General features: G+C 48.5%; 14 protein-coding genes. All 14 read right to left on the bottom strand.

Going from position 1 to position 19,945, the window contains the following annotated elements; all coding sequences use genetic code 11:
• Positions 1-119 precede the first annotated feature (119 nt).
• The 14 genes from Q0R35_RS10305 to Q0R35_RS10240 all read right to left on the bottom strand — a co-directional run bounded on the left by Q0R35_RS10305 (position 120) and on the right by Q0R35_RS10240 (position 19,944).
• Positions 120-1,082: a decaprenyl-phosphate phosphoribosyltransferase gene (locus tag Q0R35_RS10305; protein ID WP_295617194.1), complete on the bottom strand. Its 963-nt coding sequence runs from the start codon at positions 1,080-1,082 to the stop codon at positions 120-122.
• 1 nt (position 1,083) lies between these two features.
• Positions 1,084-3,168 carry a hypothetical protein gene (locus tag Q0R35_RS10300; RefSeq protein WP_295617191.1) on the bottom strand — a complete coding sequence of 695 codons (2,085 nt, stop codon included), beginning with the start codon at positions 3,166-3,168 and terminating at the stop codon, positions 1,084-1,086.
• A gap of 304 nt (positions 3,169-3,472) precedes the next feature.
• Positions 3,473-4,843 carry an O-antigen ligase domain-containing protein gene (locus tag Q0R35_RS10295; protein ID WP_295617188.1) on the bottom strand — a complete coding sequence of 457 codons (1,371 nt, stop codon included), beginning with the start codon at positions 4,841-4,843 and terminating at the stop codon, positions 3,473-3,475.
• Positions 4,840-5,811, bottom strand: a complete 972-nt coding sequence (locus Q0R35_RS10290) for a glycosyltransferase family 2 protein (RefSeq protein WP_295617185.1) — start codon at positions 5,809-5,811, stop codon at positions 4,840-4,842. The genes Q0R35_RS10295 and Q0R35_RS10290 overlap by 4 nt, the downstream gene beginning before the upstream one ends.
• 240 nt (positions 5,812-6,051) lie before the next feature.
• Entirely contained in the window at positions 6,052-7,191 is a 1,140-nt protein-coding gene (locus tag Q0R35_RS10285; RefSeq protein ID WP_295617182.1) for a glycosyltransferase family 4 protein, read from the bottom strand.
• Positions 7,192-7,285: 94 nt separating this feature from the next.
• Positions 7,286-8,878, bottom strand: a complete 1,593-nt coding sequence (locus Q0R35_RS10280; RefSeq protein ID WP_295617179.1) for a glycosyltransferase family 39 protein — start codon at positions 8,876-8,878, stop codon at positions 7,286-7,288.
• Between the two features lie 236 nt (positions 8,879-9,114).
• Entirely contained in the window at positions 9,115-10,962 is a 1,848-nt protein-coding gene (gene hepA / locus Q0R35_RS10275) for a heterocyst formation ABC transporter subunit HepA (RefSeq protein ID WP_295617176.1), read from the bottom strand.
• A gap of 95 nt (positions 10,963-11,057) precedes the next feature.
• Entirely contained in the window at positions 11,058-12,314 is a 1,257-nt protein-coding gene (locus Q0R35_RS10270; protein ID WP_295617173.1) for a glycosyltransferase, read from the bottom strand.
• A 128-nt stretch (positions 12,315-12,442) separates the two neighbouring features.
• Positions 12,443-13,387 (bottom strand): NAD(P)-dependent oxidoreductase, encoded by a 945-nt coding sequence (locus Q0R35_RS10265; RefSeq protein ID WP_295617170.1) that lies wholly within the window; start codon positions 13,385-13,387, stop codon positions 12,443-12,445.
• 62 nt (positions 13,388-13,449) lie between these two features.
• Positions 13,450-15,810, bottom strand: a complete 2,361-nt coding sequence (locus tag Q0R35_RS10260) for a polysaccharide biosynthesis tyrosine autokinase (protein ID WP_295617168.1) — start codon at positions 15,808-15,810, stop codon at positions 13,450-13,452.
• Entirely contained in the window at positions 15,807-16,889 is a 1,083-nt protein-coding gene (locus Q0R35_RS10255; RefSeq protein ID WP_295617165.1) for a glycosyltransferase, read from the bottom strand. The genes Q0R35_RS10260 and Q0R35_RS10255 overlap by 4 nt, the downstream gene beginning before the upstream one ends.
• Before the next feature lie 365 nt (positions 16,890-17,254).
• Positions 17,255-18,157, bottom strand: a complete 903-nt coding sequence (locus Q0R35_RS10250) for a class I SAM-dependent methyltransferase (RefSeq protein ID WP_295617197.1) — start codon at positions 18,155-18,157, stop codon at positions 17,255-17,257.
• A gap of 201 nt (positions 18,158-18,358) precedes the next feature.
• Positions 18,359-19,498 carry a glycosyltransferase family 4 protein gene (locus tag Q0R35_RS10245; RefSeq protein WP_295617163.1) on the bottom strand — a complete coding sequence of 380 codons (1,140 nt, stop codon included), beginning with the start codon at positions 19,496-19,498 and terminating at the stop codon, positions 18,359-18,361.
• A gap of 77 nt (positions 19,499-19,575) precedes the next feature.
• Positions 19,576-19,944 (bottom strand): hypothetical protein, encoded by a 369-nt coding sequence (locus Q0R35_RS10240; protein WP_295617160.1) that lies wholly within the window; start codon positions 19,942-19,944, stop codon positions 19,576-19,578.
• Between the last annotated feature and the right edge of the window lies 1 nt (position 19,945).

The raw sequence follows: 19,945 nt of genomic DNA, 5'->3' as shown, positions 1-19,945 counted from the left end.
GAAGATTTCGACTGCGAAAATTTGAGAGCCACGATCCGATCGACATCTTATTCATCTTTATACAGCAATTTTAAGTTCTAAAACTAATCCCTATTCCCTATCCACTATTCACCATCCCCTTAATGAATCCACTGAAGTTGGTAACATAGTTTAAGTGCAAATACTGTAATTATCCAGCCAACTGCTGTCAACAAAAGCAGCTTGTCTCCTAGCAATATCTCTTCCGGCCGCTCCGTTTTACCACCCTGTTCTAATTGAGGATTCGACCGGGCTATTTCTTGTGGATCGCTCAATAATTGATAGCGAAAAATACCATACAAGACAAACGGGACTGTCAACATCATCCACGAAGTTACAGCTCCCTTAAAGGCAGGGCCAGCACTCCACAGGGTATAAAAAACAATCGTGCCATTGGTAACGATGCTCTCCATGCGGTTTAATAATGGTAGCGAATATCGATGTAATACCGCCCGCGATTTTCGACCTTTTATTTCCGAAAGTCGTAATTCTGCCTTACGTTTTTCGATTCCTAAAAATAGTGCCAGCATCGCCGTACATAAGATAAACCATTGCGATAACTCAATGCCTGTAGCAGCAGCTCCACCACATGCTCTCAAGACAAATCCGGCGGCGATCGCCAGGACATCGACAAAAATTTTATGCTTGAGTTTTAAGTTATATGCCACTTGCAATAAGGCATATCCGACAATTGCCGTTCCCAAACCGAATGATGTCCGGTAGCCGACGATCGCCGCAACGCTCAAGAGCAAGATCGAGACGATAATCGCTTCGGAAACACCGATCTCTCCTGCGGCGATCGGTCGCTTACATTTAACTGGATGTAGTCGATCGGCTTCGACATCGATAATGTCATTAATCAAATAGAAACTACTCGAAGCACAGCAAAATAACATAAAGGCAATCAGGCTACCAGATAGAGATAGGGCACTAAGATTGAAGGCAAACAAAGGGGCTGCAAATACAATTAAGTTCTTAGTCCATTGTCTGACTCGTAATTCACGAACATATGCTGAGATTTTAGACTTGACTTTTTTTAATGGAGTCGCTCGATTGATAGACATTTTACCGTTCCTGAATAATTAGTAAGTATGGATAATCTGTTGCTGATAAAGTTAAACTGAGGAAGTCTCGACCGCGACGATCGATCGAGACGGGTAGGGTGCGATCGTGCAACGGATCGTAAACACTGACAGTAGCCCCCTGTGCTTTGAGTTTGGATATTTGAATTGCGAACTTTGCGGGTGGTAGGTTTTTGGTAACATCGCGGGTCATAACGTAATAGGGGACGACAAAGCGGTGACTGTTGACTTGATAGGGCAAGAAGGCAAACACGTCGCGATTGTAAAGTTGGGGATGTGCGGCAGTGCCATCACCACCAAACTGAATCTGGTTGTGAGGGTCGCGAATAGAGTCGAGTTGCAGTTGGCGTGCCTGAGTCAAAGCGGGGTCTAAGTTCTGTTTCATCTGCCTGACAATCTGGCTGGTAATTTGGAGGGCAGGAGAAACATAGGGTCGATCGTCTTTGGGGTAGACGCTATGGCTGCTGGCATACTCCAAAAAGTTATCTTGCATGATGCCCAGACCGAGATCTCCAGACGCGGCAGAATACAGATAGAGCTTGGTAACACCTTTATTCGGGTAAAAGGTATAGTAGCGAGCGGTAGTTTTGGCTTTGAGTGCCAACGCTTGCGATCGATCTGCGATGCCATGTTCTTGGGGGGCAATCCCTGTCTCGGTAATCCAGACATCGGTGGGGACAACCCGCCCCTTAACTTGCCGAGCATACCGTCCGTGCCGAACGCCTTGAATATCATTGGTAAATGGAGCCGCATCGCGCAGGAGGGTTTCCGTTTGCAGGGCGGTGGCATAATATTCTGGGAAGAGGGCTGAATAGGTGGGAATAAAATTAGTGGGTTTACCGAAGGCATCGAGCTTCTGGCCATGCTGTTCGTCCTGTGGAAAGTTTTTACGGTTGGCATAAGGATGCTTGCTAATCGCGCTAATCCTGACTGGTTGTGTGGATGCGGCTGGCCAGGGAATAGTATTGGCAAAGCCATCGCTAAACTTGACTCCCGCAAATTGCTGGGGATGAGCGACCGCATAATCGGCGGTAGCGGTGACTAAATTCTGCCAAATGCTGTCTTCGTCAAAAGCAGCCAGCACGGGGCGATAGTAATTATTAATCGACAGAAATTTGCTGCCAAAAGTCAACTCGTTCCAGATCTCCATGTCAAAGCCTTTATCGTTACTTTGGGTGGTTCCCAAAGCCTTGGCTCCAAAATTCGCCACCGTACCGACATAGTGCTGCCAACCCGCGATCGTTTGGCGGTAATCGGCACTTCCAGGCTTGGCAAAGGGTCGGTACCTCAAAGTTGCCATCTTGACGGACGAGCCAGCCGCGATCGCCTTTGGCAAGGGCTTAGAGAGGCTGACAGTCTTGCCGTCAATCGCTGTAATTAGGGCTTCGGCAGCCCAACCATCATCAGTTAAGTTATTGAAGCCACTGTTGCCGATCGTCAAACCGCTAGTGTCATTGAGTTGAATTTGGCGCGAACCTGCTGGCGCAGTGACGGCGATCGTCCGCTCAAAAAACTGGGTGGGGGTGGGGATACCTTGATTGGCGTTGAGTAAAATGAGGGGGCGCACTTTCCAGCGTTTACAGGCTGTGAGGATTGCCTGGAGCCGATCGTTTTGGAGGGTTTGACGATCGTAACTGAGGTTATTCCAGCCGATCTCCAGCCGAGCTGTCTGGATGCCGTGGGTTGCCAGCATTTGCAGCACCAGATCGGGATTTTCGCGATCGTGGAGATCGAGCTGGATGCCCACCCCCTGGAGCAACTTTGCGGCTGGAACTGTTTCTAAATAAGCCCGCCAAGGTTGGAGCCAGTGAGAGTGAGAGCCAAAGGGCACATTGTCAAAGTGGGAGCGAGCTGTATATGGAGCAACCACTGAGTTAGTGCTGGGGGTGGCGGCAGTGGCGATCCGATTGGCGAAATCTGAGTTCGCTCGTCGTGGGTGATTCACGATGAGGAGCGCGATCGAGCTAGCTACAAACAGCATGGTTAACACGGTAAGTACAGCCCGATCGATTTTGACGACATCGATCGCACGAACAATATTTTTCAGATAACCTTTGAGATCGAACATGATGTTTTTCTAAAAAGTAAAAATCCAATCTTTTTTACTGTTGTTTTCGTCTTAGTTCTCCCTTCCCCGCCCCCCTACGGTATATACACAAGTCCAGAGAAAAGCGAAAACCCTAGAGATCCCCCTGTCTTGTCGTTTTTTTATTCGGGGGGAACCCCCGAATAAAAACGCCGCTAAATCCCCCTTCAAAAGGGGGACTTCCGGATCCGGTTCCCCCCTTTTGAAGGGGGGTTAGGGGGGATCTAGATCTCGAAACGAAGCAGATCTAACTTGTGTAGACACCGTAGCCCCGCTCCCCGCTCTCCTATCGAAACCGCTGCGCTGGCCGAGCTTTCCATCGATCGAATTTAATTCCTGCCAAACCGATCCCCAAAAAAGTCCACAGTAATAAACCACTGGCTCCTAGCATCGGGACATTTACGGGCAGTCTGACTAAGGCACTAATCGCGATCGCCCGTGCAGTGCCAATAAACGGATCGAATCTAGCTGGCTGGGCTTGGCACAATGTGAAAGTAAGCAAAAATAAGCCCCCAGCATAGCCAATCGTCCCGATCCAGCCCAATTCAAACAGCATTGAAAATATGGCACTATCTAGCTTCTGGCCGCTAATGCCCTGCCCGACAAAACTAGTCAGGGCAGAATCTTGCAAGGCATTGAAGCTTTGCTGTCGTTCGATCGCACTTTGGTCGTTTTCTAAATTGGTAAAGGTATCCAGGCGGCTGCTGAGTTGAGAGAAGGGTTCGACCGTCGCTAGAGGTACGAGGAAAACGGCTAGCACCAAGAGCGCGATCGATAAGCGCAGTTGTAATTTTGGTTTCAACGAGATAACCAGACTGAACAATCCCGCCAGCCAACCCAGCCACCCCGATCGCACCGCACACAACAAAAAAGATAGATACCCCACGATCGCTGCTGGCAGTCGTAGCGGCGATCGGTTGGTAAATAGCAATAGCAAGCAACCCCCCATAATCGCGGCGAAGGGTTCTGGTGAATTTAATGTACTCCAGACCCGTAGCCCCAGCGGTTCGGGTTTGCCCATCGTATTCACAGTGGTATTAATCAACCAAGTCCGATCCCATTGTGGTGCGATTAAATACTGCACGATGCCATAACTACCCATCACCACTACGCCCCAAGTCAGTGTCCGCTGGAGGTTCTGACGGTAGGCGGGGTAGCTTTGCCAGTTGGTAAACAGATGAAAGCCAAATAGCACGGGAGCTAGCCATTCTAAGGCGGCAACCAGCACTTTAACTGGTGGGTTGATAATTAGCCCAGTGAGGATGGCATAGAAAATCCCCGCGAAAGCCATTAAAAAGGGTAAACCACCCTGACTGTAGGCTTTGGGTAAATGCTGTTTGAGAGTTACCAGCGTCACGAGAATCACCAAATAGGGGGTCAGTAAGATCGGGCTGGGATCGGTAAAGCCGCTGCGATAATCTGCCAGCCTGCGTACCAGCGGGGTCAGCAAACAGATCCACCAGGTAAAACCCACATACAGCAGCGGCGCGCGCCAGTAGAGCAGCAGACTCACCGCCAAAGCACCTGCGGGAAAAGCCAAGTTGAGCACTTTTCCCGCTCCCGCGATCGCCAGCAGACCTGTAAACGCGATTAGTGCCAGGATCGCCATCCAGGCAGTTGCAGGTTGCAAGGCAGTTTGGAGTGCATTTTTGTTCATGGGCTATCCTTGGTAAGCTCGGTAAATCTGGTTTGGTGCCAGGTTTGCCATCCCTGCCACCGTCCTTGCAAACTAGCCCGCCACTTAGCGGTAGCGAGGGCACCTTCCTGGGGCAAAAACCGCAGATACTGAAGCAATCCTGGTGCGATCTGCGTCCCGATCGCCACCGCCCACAGCAGAAACATCATCCGATTCGGCCAGGGTAAATGCTCTAGCAGTCCCAGCGTCTCGTTATGCACGGTTTGGGTCATCGCCGTTGCGTTAAATCGATCGCGCGGGTGTTGATGCAGACGGGGGTCTGTGGGCGGTCGCTCGGCTGGATAGTGATCGACTGCCACCAGCGGATCGTAGATAATCGACCATCCCGCCCGCCGCACCGCCAGACTAAAGGCAATTTCAAAATGTGCCTGGGCACCAGATCCTTGCAGCCGATCGTCAAATCGTAAGTGCGCGATCGCCATTCGCCGCCAGCTCATATTCACCCCCTTTAAAATATCCACCTCTCTGGCTGCGCCCACCCCCAGATGATGATTGCCGATCGTCCTGCCAAACCACTGCACTTTACCGACGATCGATCTAGCATCGTCGAGCAACTTGCCGCCTTCGCGCACCCAATCTCTACCGCCCACACCCCCCACGCGATCGTTAGCCAAATAGTGCCGCTCGATCCTCTCCAACCAATCTGGGTGGGGCGCAGCATCATCATCGGTAAAGGCAATAATCTCCCCGTGCGCTTGCTCTAGGCCGAGATTCATCGCTGCAATTACACCAGGAACTTTAACGGTTGCTGTCTGTAGGGGTACTGCTGGCTGGCAGCCGCGCAGAAAATCCCAAGTGGCGAAATCAGTATCCCGCACGATGACGATGACCTCATGGGCGGGGCGGGATTGCTGTTGCAGCGCGGTTAGACAACGTGCTAGATCGATCGGTCGTCGATAAGTAGGCACCACGACGGTAATGTTTAACATTTACTACACCTCCTGCGAAAGTAAAATCTGCGATCGTCTTCGATACTGTTTTCCTCTAAATTCCCCCTAATCCCTGCGGTGTAAACACAAGTCGGCTGGGCTTCGGTTTAGGTTGGTTTACCCCCCCAACCCCCCTTGGAAAGGGGGGCTTTACTCCCTCCCCTTGGAAAGGGGAGGGCTGGGGTGGGGTAAAGGGACTACGCAGCAACTCAAATAACTTGTGTATACAACAAGTAGCCCCTATCCCCTATCCCCTATCCCCTCCCTAACCTCCTCAAACATTTCTAGATAGCGGCGTGCCATCTGCGTCCAGCTAGATCGCTCGGCGATCGATCGAGCAGCTTTGCCCATCTGGTGCCGAGCTTCGGGTTTAACCAGATGATTCATTGCCGAGCTGAGTGTGTCCACCTCGTCGGGGTCATCCAGCACGAAACCACACTCAGGAGTCATAATTTCTGCCCCGCCAGCAGATGTCGCGGTAATTAGGGGTAATTGAGAAGCCATCGCCTCTAATAGCACCAGCGAACACGCTTCATATCGGGAGGGAAACACGAACAGATCCGCACTCCGCATCAGATCGGCAACATCCGATCGAAAGCCGAGGAAATGCACTCTGTCGCTAACTCCTAACTTTTGCGCTAGTTGCGGGTAGAAGTTGCGACCGTCAGCCGCACCCGCGATCGCCAGATGCAACTGTGGCACGTTTACTAAGGCGTGGAGTACCGTATCCAGATTTTTGCGGGGAACGCGAAGATCGCCGACAAATAGAGCCAGCAGCACATCCTCTGGCAGTCCCAACTCGCGGCGATCTACTCGCGCGGGGCTAAACTCCTCAAGATCGACACCATTGGTGATGACCTCAATCCGCTCCGCTGGGATGCCGAGTGCCAAGATCTCTCGCTTCACCTTTTCGGACACCGCTACCACCAGTTTGGCTCGATCGAAAGCGGCCTTTTCCCAGTACGCATTTAAGGCTGTATAGAGCCACTGGTAAGCACCATAGAGATCCCGCCGTTGGTGCCAAACATGAAAGGGTGACTTCAACCAGGAACTATGAACGAAATGCACCGCGTTGAGATCCGATCGACCGGACGCGATCGCGCCATTGACTTTTACCACATCAAATTCCGCCTGATGTTGCCGCAACCAAGCCGAACTCTTGAGCGAAAAGACGACATTGCGGAGTAGTGCTGTCGATATTTGTTTGACAACAATCGGTACCCAAGTAACCTGGGGATGCTGTGCCAGTTCGGGACTAATGGCACTGGCAACTAGTGTCAGGTGGTGCCCCTGTCGCAGGGCTTCACGCACCACCTCATAATTTACCCGCCCTTGACCGTCACCTCTAATGACACAGTGGGTCACTATACAAATTTTCATCGGCGATCTTCCTGAACTAAAGTGGATAATCGATTCTCCAGAGGAGAGGCTTCGCCAACGAGCTAAATTGGCTGCTTTCTAAGAGACTGGATTGTCATTTTTTTCGATAAATCCATAATTTTTCATTGTTATCTTTCGATATTTTCACAGACTCGAATGCACTATTAGTTAAAAACTGCTCCCAGGTATCGGCAATTTGAGGAGAGTAAAAGTAATAGTTTTTAAATCCATTGGGAATTGTCGGTGTTTCTGCCTCAGGTAAAAGTTGAATTTTGACACCTGAATGTAGCCGTCTACTCAATGCTAAGACTTTCATCGGATTGTAATCATAAGGATTAGCGATTACTAGCGATTGGGGACTGGGATCGATCGAGTTAGCTACTACAACAATCGCTTTATCTTTGGCGAACGAATAGTTTATTGTCAAATTGATGACACTAGCTAGTGTTGAGATCGCTAGTAAAGTTGCAAAACCTATTTGCCAAATTTTGCGATTAACAGCCAGCATCGTTCGAGTAGCAAGTAGGTAAGCAACACATATTTCGATTCCTAAATAAGCTGGGGTTAAATATCGAGAGTTGATCGATCGAGTTCCGTTGCCGATTAAATCTGGTATTGCTAAAATTAGGAAGGGAATAACGATCAGTGTCAGGGGCAACAACCACACTTTTGGTTTAGTATTACGGATGACAAAATAGATGGCATAGCCAGCAAAAAGACTTGTAACGATCGCGACTAAATAATAGTTACTAAAAAAATAGTTGTTAAATAATTCAGTCCGAGGTAAATCTAGATTGAAAAATAGTAATCTGGGTAGAGTCAGCCAAGTTCTGACTAGGTTTATTGGTGAGGAATACAGTCGATAAGACCACGACATCGATCGATTGAATTCTGTTAAGTGGGTCAGAAATGTCACGATCCACGGCGTAAATGCCAGGAGACCAGCCATCGCAGCAGCCATAAAAGCACCGAACGTGCGATTGAGGCGGAATTTGCCGATCGCCAACACATAAAATCCCTGAGCAGCTAGCACAAAGATCGAAAAGAAATGAGTATAACAACTAAATGTTAAGGCAACTGCATAAATACCCCAACTTTGCCAAGTATTCAGCCGCATCGCTCTTAACAGAGTTTGGCTAGTAATCAGAATTGCCACCATCCAGAGACTATATTGTCTGGCTTCTTGGCCATATTCAATAAAGAAGGGCGAGAGCGAGGTTATAGCCACCCCAAAATAGCCAACTCTGGGCGAATCGAATAATTCTACACAGAGATAGTAAATACAGGGCAGCACTAGCAAACTTATTAGTGACGAAAAACTTCGATATGCAACAATAGAACTGCCGAAAAAATTTGCCCAAATCCTCAGCAAGATGAAATACAGCGGTGGGTGTTCTGGTGTTTCGGTTAAAACTTTGATAGTATCGAGGACACCACGCTCGCTATTGACTTCCTGGTAACGCTGCAAAGCTAACGGGGTGGTAATTTCCGAATTAAAAGCTGTCTTAATAAATTCTGCTTGGCTATAGCCAGCTACTTGCAATGATGTCAAAGCTTCATCTTGCCAATACACTTTCAGATCCAAGTTGCCAAACCGGAATAGAATGCCAAGTACGGCTACGATCGCGAGGAGATAAGCTTGACTAGAAAATTTTGATTGAGATGATTTCGAGTGATGGATTTTCATAATTACAACCTCTGAAAATTAAATGTTGTTTCGATCGTGTTTGAGCTTTCGGTCGAACTTAGGAAATGAATGGATGCGGATATTTTGCTGCATAGATCCTGGAGAATCCCCCCTAACCCCCCTTCAAAAGGGGGGAACCGGATCCGGAAGTCCCCCTTTCCAAAGGGGGATTGAGGGGGATTCCCACCAATCTCGGTATAAACAGATAACTCATATCCGTATGTTTGAACATTCTTTTAAACTGCATGTTGTTGAACATATTGCATCTGGTGATATTTCCAGAGATACTGTTGCTGTTGGAGTAGCTCTTGGTAGGTGCCCTGCTCGACAATTCGCCCGCGATCGAGTACCACGACTTTATCCGCCTTGGAGATGGTAGAAAGACGATGGGCGATGGCGATCGTCGTCCGCCCCCTCGCCAGCCGTTCGATCGATTCCTGAATGATTTTTTCGGAAACAGAATCCAAGGCACTAGTCGCTTCATCGAGGATTAAGATTTCCGGATCGCGCAACAGGGCGCGGGCGATCGCGATGCGTTGCCTTTGTCCGCCAGATAGCCTGACACCACGTTCGCCGAGCATCGTCTCAAACCCTTGGGGCATCTCCTGGATAAATTCCAGCGCGTTAGCAAGCTCCGCAGCCCGATAAATTTCGATATCGGTTGCTGTTGCTGTGCCATAGGCAATATTGTTGCGGACAGAAGTATTAAAGATAAACGTATCTTGACTGACTACCGCTAACTTGCGCCGAAATGAATCGATTTCTAACTGCCGCAGCTCGACTCCATCGATCGCGATCGAACCAGCCGTCGGATCGTAAAAGCGGGCAATCAGATCGGCTAAAGTTGTTTTGCCAGCACCAGAAGCACCAACTAGAGCAGTTACCCGATCGCGCTCGATCGACAGCGTAATATTTTGCAGAATTAAGCGATCGTCATCGTAGCTAAAATCAACATCAATTAATTCAATCGATCGTTTTAAGCCTGTAAATTCGATCGTGCCATTGTGAAAATATGTCTTATTATCAGTTCTCAATACTTCTTCAATCTTCGCTTTAGAGCCATGCAGACTATTGAGTACCGCGACAATGGAATTTACATCCTGAATAAATGGGACTAATCTAATCAGGATGAATAGAAAAGTTAGTAATGAAGCAACTGGCAATGCTCCGTTAGTTAAAAAGCCATTAAAAGCCACCAGAATCATCACAATCAGGATCGTTGTGGCAATGCCTTCAGCTAGGGGCTTGACCATTGCCCACAGCCCCACCATTTTTGCCGACGAGCGGACAACCCGTTCGCTGGCTTGATAAAAACGTCTTCGTTCGTAGTCGTGGGTCGCAAACGCCCACACCGTCCGCATTCCACTAATAAGTTCGATCGCGACAGTAGTAAAATCACCATTTGCTGTCGAAACCTCAAAACTACCTTCGCGTACCCGCTTGCTCGCGGTAGACAAACCCACAGCCATCAAACTAAACAGTAGGAATGCCACGATCGTTAGTTGCCAAGAAATTAACAACATCGACACCAAGTAAACTAGAATTGCCAGACTCCTAGTGAATAAAAAAGAACTGCCATTGAATACTTGTTTAAAGCGTTCTATCTCTGAAGTAATCGTATTAATTAAATCTCCTGAATTTGAAGTTGAAAAGTAGCTCAAGCTTACCGCCTGAAGCTGTTCAAAAATTCGCTTGCGGAGCCGATCTGTTAAAAGAAGCTGGGAAAACTCTGTATAAAGTTGAGCTAAATAATTAAATATTGCCCGCGTACAAGTACTCAGCCAGATCGCCGCAGAGATCCGGTACAGCCGACTGGTAGCAGATGTATTGACACCTAAAAACCACAGATCGAACCAATTAATACCTGTTTTGAGTGGTGCTGCATTGGGACTTGTCAGATTTTGTAAAAAGGAGAGGAGAAAACCTAATCCAATTCCCTCAAAAGCGGCTGCAAGTAGAGAGAATACGATGGCTAAGAGCGCAATCTTGGGAAAATATTTGAACTCTCGCAAGATCGGATGGTTAGTCTGCCAAAAAGTGGTGGCTTTTAATAAAACTCGAACAGAGGCGGGAAGTTTAAACATAAGCTGTTTGGCATCTAAATCGAGTTGTAGGTTCTAGGGGATAGTGAATAGTGAATAGTAACGATCGAAGATCGATCTCAACTGCTAAGTTTGCTTTAGACTGCCGTTTTAACCAGATCGGCTTCAAAGATGGCATCGAGTTTAGTATAAATAGCCGCGCTCTCATGTTGACTGGCATAGGTTTGAGATATTTGAACCGAACATCGAGCGGCTAACTCTGGTTCGTGAATCAACCGCAAAACTCGATCGGCATAAGCCACCGGATCGTCAGTAATAAAAGCATTCACCCGATCGACTAAACTTAAAGCTGATGCTGAATGAATTGTAGCGACGATCGGCATCGCATAAGCCATCGCCTCTACCAGCTTAAACTTCGTCCCCGCACCCGTTCGTAAGGGGCAAATTACTAACCTCGATTTTAGATAAAGTTCGGACAGATCGGGAACGTAACCCAAGCACATCAAGTTTTTAGCCAGCACAGGTTCGACTCGAACTACGGACGATATTTTGCCAGCGATCGCGACTTTAAGCGCGGGTTTCTGCTCGACAATTAATGGTAAAACTTCATCTAAAAAGAATTGCATTCCTTCACGATTGGGTTGATTATCAGATCCCACAAACAACACATCATACTCAAATCTGCGCGCTAGATAAGGAGTCGAGTTGCTGCCACTATCTAGACCATTTACTTGGGAGGGAATAAAGTGCAGTTTGGCGGGAGAAAGTTCTTTGGCGAGGATGTTTCGCTCGAATTGAGAATCGACAATTACGTTGTCAAATCGATCGAGTAAAGCGATCTCTCGCTCAAAATTTGCTTGATAGTCAAACTTCAAGTTTTTAGAGAAATCGATCTTCTTTCTGACCAGCCGAAAGCGAGTAGTAATATCATGAATATCGATAACTGTCTGAAGCTTAGGCGATCGCAAGTCGCTAGCTAAATGGGCATAGTCGAGATTATTAATCCAGATAAAATCATAACTTCGTTGCGCTAATAATTTGGTTAAATAGCTAACATAACCAGGCGGTGCAAAATAATCTGAATCGACGGGGAGTTGTTGACGCAATAGCCGTTGATGATAGAAGCTTTGAGCGCGGGTATAAACAAAGTCAGACCAGTTGCTTTCGCCCCGATAGACGAAAATATTATCGACAAATTTTAAGACATCGAGCTGGCGATCGTCATTCCATTCTGGTACGCCGAATTTATTACCAGCGATCGCATCTACCGCAAACCTGTCGCGACGATCGTGGAAATATTTGAGCATTCCCAATACGCGACCATTAGTGCCATTCAAGGCATCTGGTGGATTGGAGATTGGCAAGTGAAACAGAATTTTTTGCTGATGGCTCATGAGTCGAACAGTTGAGAATTGAGAATAGGGTGGGCACCCTTCGGCTTCGCTCAGGGCAGGCTGTCCACCAACTAGATTTCAGGCACGATCTAGTTGGTTTTACTGACATCCAGATCGTCACTTTGTTGCTATCCAATAACTGTAATTAGTTGCCGATCGATTAAGGTACTAATTCCTTGTTTGAGACTAATTTTTGGCTCCCAATCGATAAAATTTTTCAGCTTAGTAATATCAGCGAGTAAATGCATCCGTTCGACCTTGCGGACTCTAGCCGGATCGACTTCAATGATGATTTTTTCACCTAATACTTGCTCGAATGCCGTGACTACTTCGGTTACGGAATATTCGATCCCCCGACCGAGATTAAATATTTCGATGCCCCGATCGCAGGTGGTTAGCAATTTGACGATCGCATCAGCCATATCGGAGGTGTGGATAAAGTCTCGCTTGGGATCGAGATTGCCTAACCCAATGGTGCGGCATCCGGCATTAATCTGCCGCTGAATTTCAGGAATTACATGGGCATTCGTCTCGTTGGGGCCGAAGGCATTGAAGAACCGACAGACGATCGTGGGAATATCGGTTTGCAAGTGAAACTCATTCATCAGATGTTCTCCTGCTAGCTTCGACAAACCGTAGATGTCTGTAGGTGCGGGCGGATGCGTTTCGGAGATCGCCCGATCGTAGATCGGATAAACGGCAGCAGTGGAAGCAAAAAATACTTTTTCCAGATTGCGGACATTTTTGGCAGCAGCAAGGACATTCATCGTCCCCTGAATGTTCACCTGGGCGGCTGCGACTGGATGCTGGTTACAGTAGGGAATAAAATGGATCGCCGCTAGATGAACGATCCAGTCTGGACTAATTTGGCTGACTACTCTAGACAGCTCGGCTCGATCGAGGAGATCGACCTCAAAAAAATGCGCGGCGGGGAGATCGATAAACTGGCGATTGCCAAATGATAAATTGTCGATCGCATAAAGATCGTGACCGCAATTTTGCAGTGCGGCGATCGCCGCCGAACCGATAAAACCCGCCCCACCTGTGATGATTACCTTCTTAGTTCGTGTCATATAGCTAAGTCCTCCCTCGGTTAAAATCTGCTAGATAGTTGGTGTAATTGCGGCGATCGGGGTTAGGCATCCCGCTCCTCCTCGATCCGCTGGTAAGTGGCGGACTGTGGCACCCCGTTGAGAATTAGCCCCACGACATTAAACCGCTGCATCACAAACACCGCCTCACTTAAATCTTTGCGATGCGATCGGCCGATCCGCTCGACTAGCACGACACCACTACAAACAGCGGCAACCATCACCGCATCGACAATGCCCAAGATCGGTGCCGTATCGATTAAAACTAGATCGTAGTGAGCGTTAAACTCGGTCATTAACTCAGCCATCCGCCGCGAACTGAGCAGTTGAGCCGGATCGAGTGGAGTTGGCCCTGCTGTCAACACGTCGAGATTGCCATTAGCCGCCAGCGGCTGAATCGCCTTGGCGATTAAGGTTTCAGTATTGTCACTGAGTAACGTTGATAGCCCCACAGTATTAAACAAATCTAATTGTTTGTGCAAACTGGGACGACGTAGATCGGCATCGATCAGCAAGACCCGCTGGTGCAACCGCGCCGCACTCAACGCCAACCCGATCGCTAGCGTCGATTTACCCTCACCAGCTAAAGCTGAAGTAATCGCTAGCGACTTGCGCGTTCGCAAGCCGTGAGCGATGCCAAGTCGCGAAGACTCCAGCAGTTGAATGTTTTGATAAGCTAGATCGAGCGACTCGCGAAATGGCAAGGATTGAATTATCTCCATGGTCGAAATAGTTGCAGTCGATAGCTGGCGCAAGGGCAGGACAATTCCCGACTGAGTGCCCGGTGACGAGATGGCTGGCACACCCCCCAACACAGGTAGATTGGTGTGTTTTTTCAGTTCGTCTAGGGAATGAATCGAATCATCCAGCCATTCCCGCGCAAAGGCAACGATTCCACCGAGGAATAAACCAATTACCGCCCCCAACAAGACAATGCGGTTCAAATCTGGGCCTGTTTTGCGTCCTAGCCTCGGCTCTTCGACGACCTGCCAATCAAATCCACCCCGCGCGATCTCTAATCCCATCGCCTGCCGAGATTTTAGCAACTGCTGGAGTGTCTCCTGATTGACTTGCACCGCTGGTTGCAAGCGGTTATATTCCGAGAGCAATGCTGGAAATTGTTGGAGTTGTTGCTTGTAGCGGCGTTCCATCTGAGCCAGGGTTTGAGCGCGAGCGCGAGCCGCTGTTAAAGTGACCTGCACGTCTACAAATTGGCTAGTTAAGCTCAGATCCGTCGTCCCCAATTGTCCAGATTTCAGGAGCGGCTCGGTACCCCCGGAATTGCCGCCCTTGCTGCCATTGGGCAAAATCCGCCGCTGCTCGATCTCTAGTTGCGCCTGTAGCTGCTGCCGCTGTTCGCTTAATTTCTGAACGCTAGCCGCGCGATCGGTAAATCGCAGTCGCTCCTGTCTCAAGGCTAGCTCTGTCTTTTGAACCTCATTCAGGATATTTTGATAGCGGGGGGATTGACTCAAGCGGGTCGCCTCGGAACTCGCCTGGGGCGAAAGGGCGATTTTTTGTTCTAAGGTGGCATAGCGGCTACTCAAATCCCGAATTTGCAACACGTTCGTCCCCTGCTCCCGCAAGATATTATCCAAAGACTCAACTAAAGTCTTCGATTGCAGTTCGGGATTGATAAAGTTGTGACTTTTGCGAAATTTTTCGAGCGCGGATTCAGCTTGGTGGAGTTGCTGCTGGATCTGTGGCACTTGCTCGTTAATAAATGCTAGCCCCTTAGCCAAGCGCAGCTTTTGTTGTTCGCGATTATAGTCTTGATAAACTTGTTGTACCGTTTGCAAAATTTGCTGCGCTTTGAGCGGATCGCGATCTTCATAAGCCGCTTCAAAAATTTTGGTATCCACTTTTTTGTCAGCGGTTTTGCCCATTGTGACCTGAGTCACTGATAGCGATTTTTTGATTTCATCGCTGCCGATCTGGGGATAAGTCGGGCGCAGCCGATCGACGATCCGTTGGAGCAAGATCGAACTATTCATCAGTGTGAGTTGAGTGGCATAGTCGGCTTGGACATCAGAGTCGGCAAACTGGGTATTGCTGCCTCCGGGTTCGGATTTGCCGCGATAGTTTTGATCGACGAGGAGTTGCATCGAACTGCGGTAGGTTGGTTCTTGATACGAACCGATGAACCAAGCGACTCCGACTGCTCCCATCCAAGATGCCAAGACCCAAAGTTTGCGACGCAACAGCACCGCCAAGAGCTGACCGTATCCAGGATCTGCATTTGTTACTCCAAAAGCCGTAATCGATCGTTCGGCGAGCGGCACCTCGCTACTATCGACAAATAACTGGTCGTAATCCGCATCTTCACGATCGGATCTAATGAGATTTTGAGCCATCACTACCTCGTTCGCATCGAGCGTTAGTTTGTCTAATTTCCGCATCTTCATGACTTCCACCAGCCTGTATAACTGTCAACTTTTTGGAAGAATACAGCTTCGGTAAACCGATCGAACGCGTGGTTGCGAATCTTGGCATAGTTCCACTTAATGTTACTAGCTTCGAGCAGAGCGTCCCGAATCGCCGCCGCAGTTTGGCGGTTAAAAAATAAGCCTGTCAAACCGGGTACCTGAGTATCCAACACACCCCCAGCACCGTAGACAATCGCTGGCGTTCCACTAAAATTTGCTTCGATGGGCACCAGCCCATAGTCTTCTAAGGCGGCAATAATCACCGCCTGAGCTTTGGCCATGAGCTGGGCGCGTTCGCCATCGCTGACGTAGCCCAGAAAGCGAATGTTCTGCATGGCTTTGGCCTCCAGTCGCTGGCGTTCGGGGCCTTCGCCCACGATCAGCAACGGCCAACCCAGTGAGTTAAAGGCATCAACAATAATGTCGATCCGCTTGTAACTGAGCAAACGGCTAGAGACTAAATAGAAATCTTCTTTGAACTCCGAAAACACAAATTTGCGATCGTCGATCGGATAGTTGATGGTAATCGCTGGCTTATCATAAACTTGCCGAATCCGTTCTGCCACCGTCGTCGAGTTGGCAATATACAGATCGGGTTCTTGTGAATACCGGAGGTCGAGTTTCCGCAGGTACCCGAACACTTTTTCCAGGAGCGGCGCGAATGCTTGAAATTCCTTGTACCCTCTGAGATACACTTTGGTATCCCATAAAAAGCGGGGAATGTTGTGACAAAAGCAGATATGTCTGGCTCCAGGTCTTTTCCTCACACCTTTAGCAAAGCTCGACGAACTGCTAATAATCAGGTCGTAATCCTGCAAGTCTAGTGCCCGCAAAGCAGGGTAGTAAAAGGGTGCCAGCAGCCTAAAGTACTTACTCGCATATGGGATCTGCTGAAGAATTGTGGTCTGTACCGGACGATCTCCGAGATCGATCGTGTTTTTGGCATCGTACAAGGATGTAAAAATGTCTGCATGGGGGAAGTACTTGCACAGCAGCTCAAACACTCGTTCTGCACCCCCCCGTTGCGTCAAATAGTCATGTACCAAAGCAACTTTCATAAATATTTAGCAATATGTATGGAGATCCGATCGCGTCAATATTGATATCCATGAGAAAATCAGCCCTGAATTATGATTAGAAATCCAAGCAATCCCAATTGTGGTTTTAAAATATTTACCCGATCGCAGCGATCGCCACCACCAAGGAATTAAAAAATTCGAGCGGTCGGGTTTTGAGTTAGACCCGCGTGAGACAATACTTATCTACACTGTAACATCTTGTTTCTAACGTTTAATCCGTATATATCAACTTGTGGTGATAAATAATACAATATCGCTTTAGGTTGTAGGTTTTAGGCTTTAGGGGAACTGGACGAAAACAATATTAGACACGATCGCATTTTTACTTTCGCAAGAGGTCTAAGTTATACTGCCAACTTACGAGCGATACACATCACCGATTGAGCCGCCTCCGGCGAATTGGGGTTCATCCCCGACAACATTTGAGCCAAAGTATATTTCAAAGGCGACCGACCGTAATCACCTGCAAACAATTCAGCACCAACACCATGATTGTGAGGATAAAGTTCGATCTCAAAACCGAGCGGTACGAGCGTATCGCGATACAGATCCAGTGTCACGCCATCTCCCGGCTGATGATTGTGAATCTCTGTCGCCAATCTTAACGCCCGCTCCTGTCTCGACCTGTACAAACTCGCCCGTCCCGGCAGCCAATACATCGGAAACTGTTTCCTGGCTGCATTGACTAGCAAACCCAGCCCTTTGTGATGCCAAGCGGTCTGCTGCGGATCTTCATCGGTAATCAACACACCGCCAGGACGCACCAACCGCGCTGCTTCGGCTAAAACTTTGGCCATATCATCGCAATGATGCAATACGGCATTGAGCGTGACGATATCGGCACAGTTGTCAACTAGTGGCAGATCGTGAGCGTCGGCTAAAAGTGGGATATAGCCGAGTTGCATTGCCTGTTCCAGTGCCCCCCGACTGATATCGACCCCGATGAGTACTTGAGGAGTACCGCCGATGGTGGCGTAGAGATTTCCAGGGCCACAGCCAATATCGATCGCGACTTTATCATCCCAACTGCCGCTCGCCGCTTGCCAACGTTCGCCGAATGCTTGACTACAATTTTCCGTTTGTAAATATTTGTCACGATACGATTCATGCCCAAAAAAATCGGCATTAGCCCGCATCCCCTGAGTCCAATTTGAGACTTGAGACGTAGGAATGCCGCCCGTATCCCAGTCAATTTCGGAATTAAAGCTCAGATCTTTTAATATTTGCTTATTTTCAGGAAGAATCATCACGATCGTCAGCCTCAATAGTAATATTATCGAAATCCATACCTCACTATATTTAAATATACAGTAATATTTCAATATGTAGTGTGATACAAAACGATCGTTTCTACCTTTAAACAGCGATCTTCAAGCTCAACAATCCTCCAGATGTACTCGTCCCCCAGTCTCGTGGTTGCCGAGCATCGTCGCAATACTGTCCCCTCGTCACCCCACCACTCGGACTAAGATTCGATCGATTTGTCGGGCGATCGCCGTTAGGTCAAAGCGTTGACTGGCTTGGATTTGGGCGGTAGCTGCAATTTCCTGTGCGATCGAGGGTCGATCGTAACATTGCACAATTACCGCTGCCAGTTTCACCGGATCGCCAGGTGCCACGAGCCAGCCAGTCACCCCATCTGCCACCAATTCCATTGCGCCGCCCGCCGCCGCTGCCACGACGGGAGTACCGCACAACATCGCCTCGACGATCACCCGCCCAAACGGTTCTGGCGCGGTTGAAGTATGCGCTACCAAGTCACATGCTGCCATTAGTTCGGCGACATCAGACCGAAAGCCGACAAACCGCACTCGATGTTCGAGGTGTAAATCTTTAACCTGTTGCTGTAGTTGGGTTACATAGTCTCGTTCGCCAAATAAAGCATCGCCTACGAACATCGCACTCACAGATTCGGGACAATGAGTTAGTGCTTCAATTAATAAATGCTGTCCTTTCCACGGCGCAAGCCGACTAAAGTGTCCGACCACAAAATCGCGATCTGTAAATCCCAATGCCTGTCGAGTCGGCTGGCGTTGAGACGCGATATCTCGATAAGCAGCGAGATTAAAGCCGTTATAAACAACTTGGGTCAGTTTTGCCTGCCCGCCAGCGGCAATAAAAGCCGACTGACTGGCTTGAGAATTGGCAATTACCAGTGATGCAAACCGATTTGCCAGCGTCACGGCAATTCGTTGATTTGTCTTACTAAAGTGCTCTAACGAGAGGATGTCATGTAGGTGAAAAACTAAGGAACGCCGACTCAAGACGCTTGCTAGTGCGCCGACGACTAGAGCTTTTTGGGTATTGGCATAGATTAAGTCATACTTGCGGCTCAGTCGTGCAACTGAGATCGCCAGCGGTAGCAGCCGTCCGATACTATACACGCCTTGAAGAGTACTGCTGTCTTTTTGAACATCAATTGCAGTTGCTAATACTTTGACGGGGATCTGTTCCTCCTCCAGCATGGTGCGAAAGAAGCCATCGGCGAATAAACACACTAAGCAGCCGCGATATGTTTTAGCAATATCCAACAAGCACAGTTCTGCTCCACCAGGTTTACCGCTTTGGTCGAGGAAAAGAATCTTCATCGGAACTTTTGTAAAACTATATGTACCTGAGTGCCAAATTTTTTACTTTCAATTCATCAGCATAGATTCACCACCCATCACAATCCATCAACGCGATGTAGCGATTCGATCGATTCCTCAACCTCTTCTTCATCTACACATTGCTCGATCTGCGCTTTAAACCACTTCAACTCTTCAGCGGCTGGATCTTGAATGTGGTACACCAACAGCGTCCCCGCCACACGCGCCAGCGTCACGGGTGCGGGGGAAACATGGCTGAGGAGATCCCGTGCATCTTGGTACAGTTGCTCCACAGATGCCCGATTTAGAGGATGTCCCAACTGAGTCGCAAGTTGCAGCAGATTTTCTTGAATAGACAGATCTTCGGGACTGAAAAGAGCATTAGTCATAAAAATCTTGGCTTTGCCTGATGTTAAGTGCCGATCGCCGTCTATCGATTGTAGCACT

Origin of the sequence: Chamaesiphon sp. GL140_3_metabinner_50 (assembly GCF_025361915.1) — a bacterium.
Lineage (GTDB): Bacteria > Cyanobacteriota > Cyanobacteriia > Cyanobacteriales > Chamaesiphonaceae > Chamaesiphon.
This window is presented reverse-complemented; position numbering and strand designations above follow the sequence as displayed.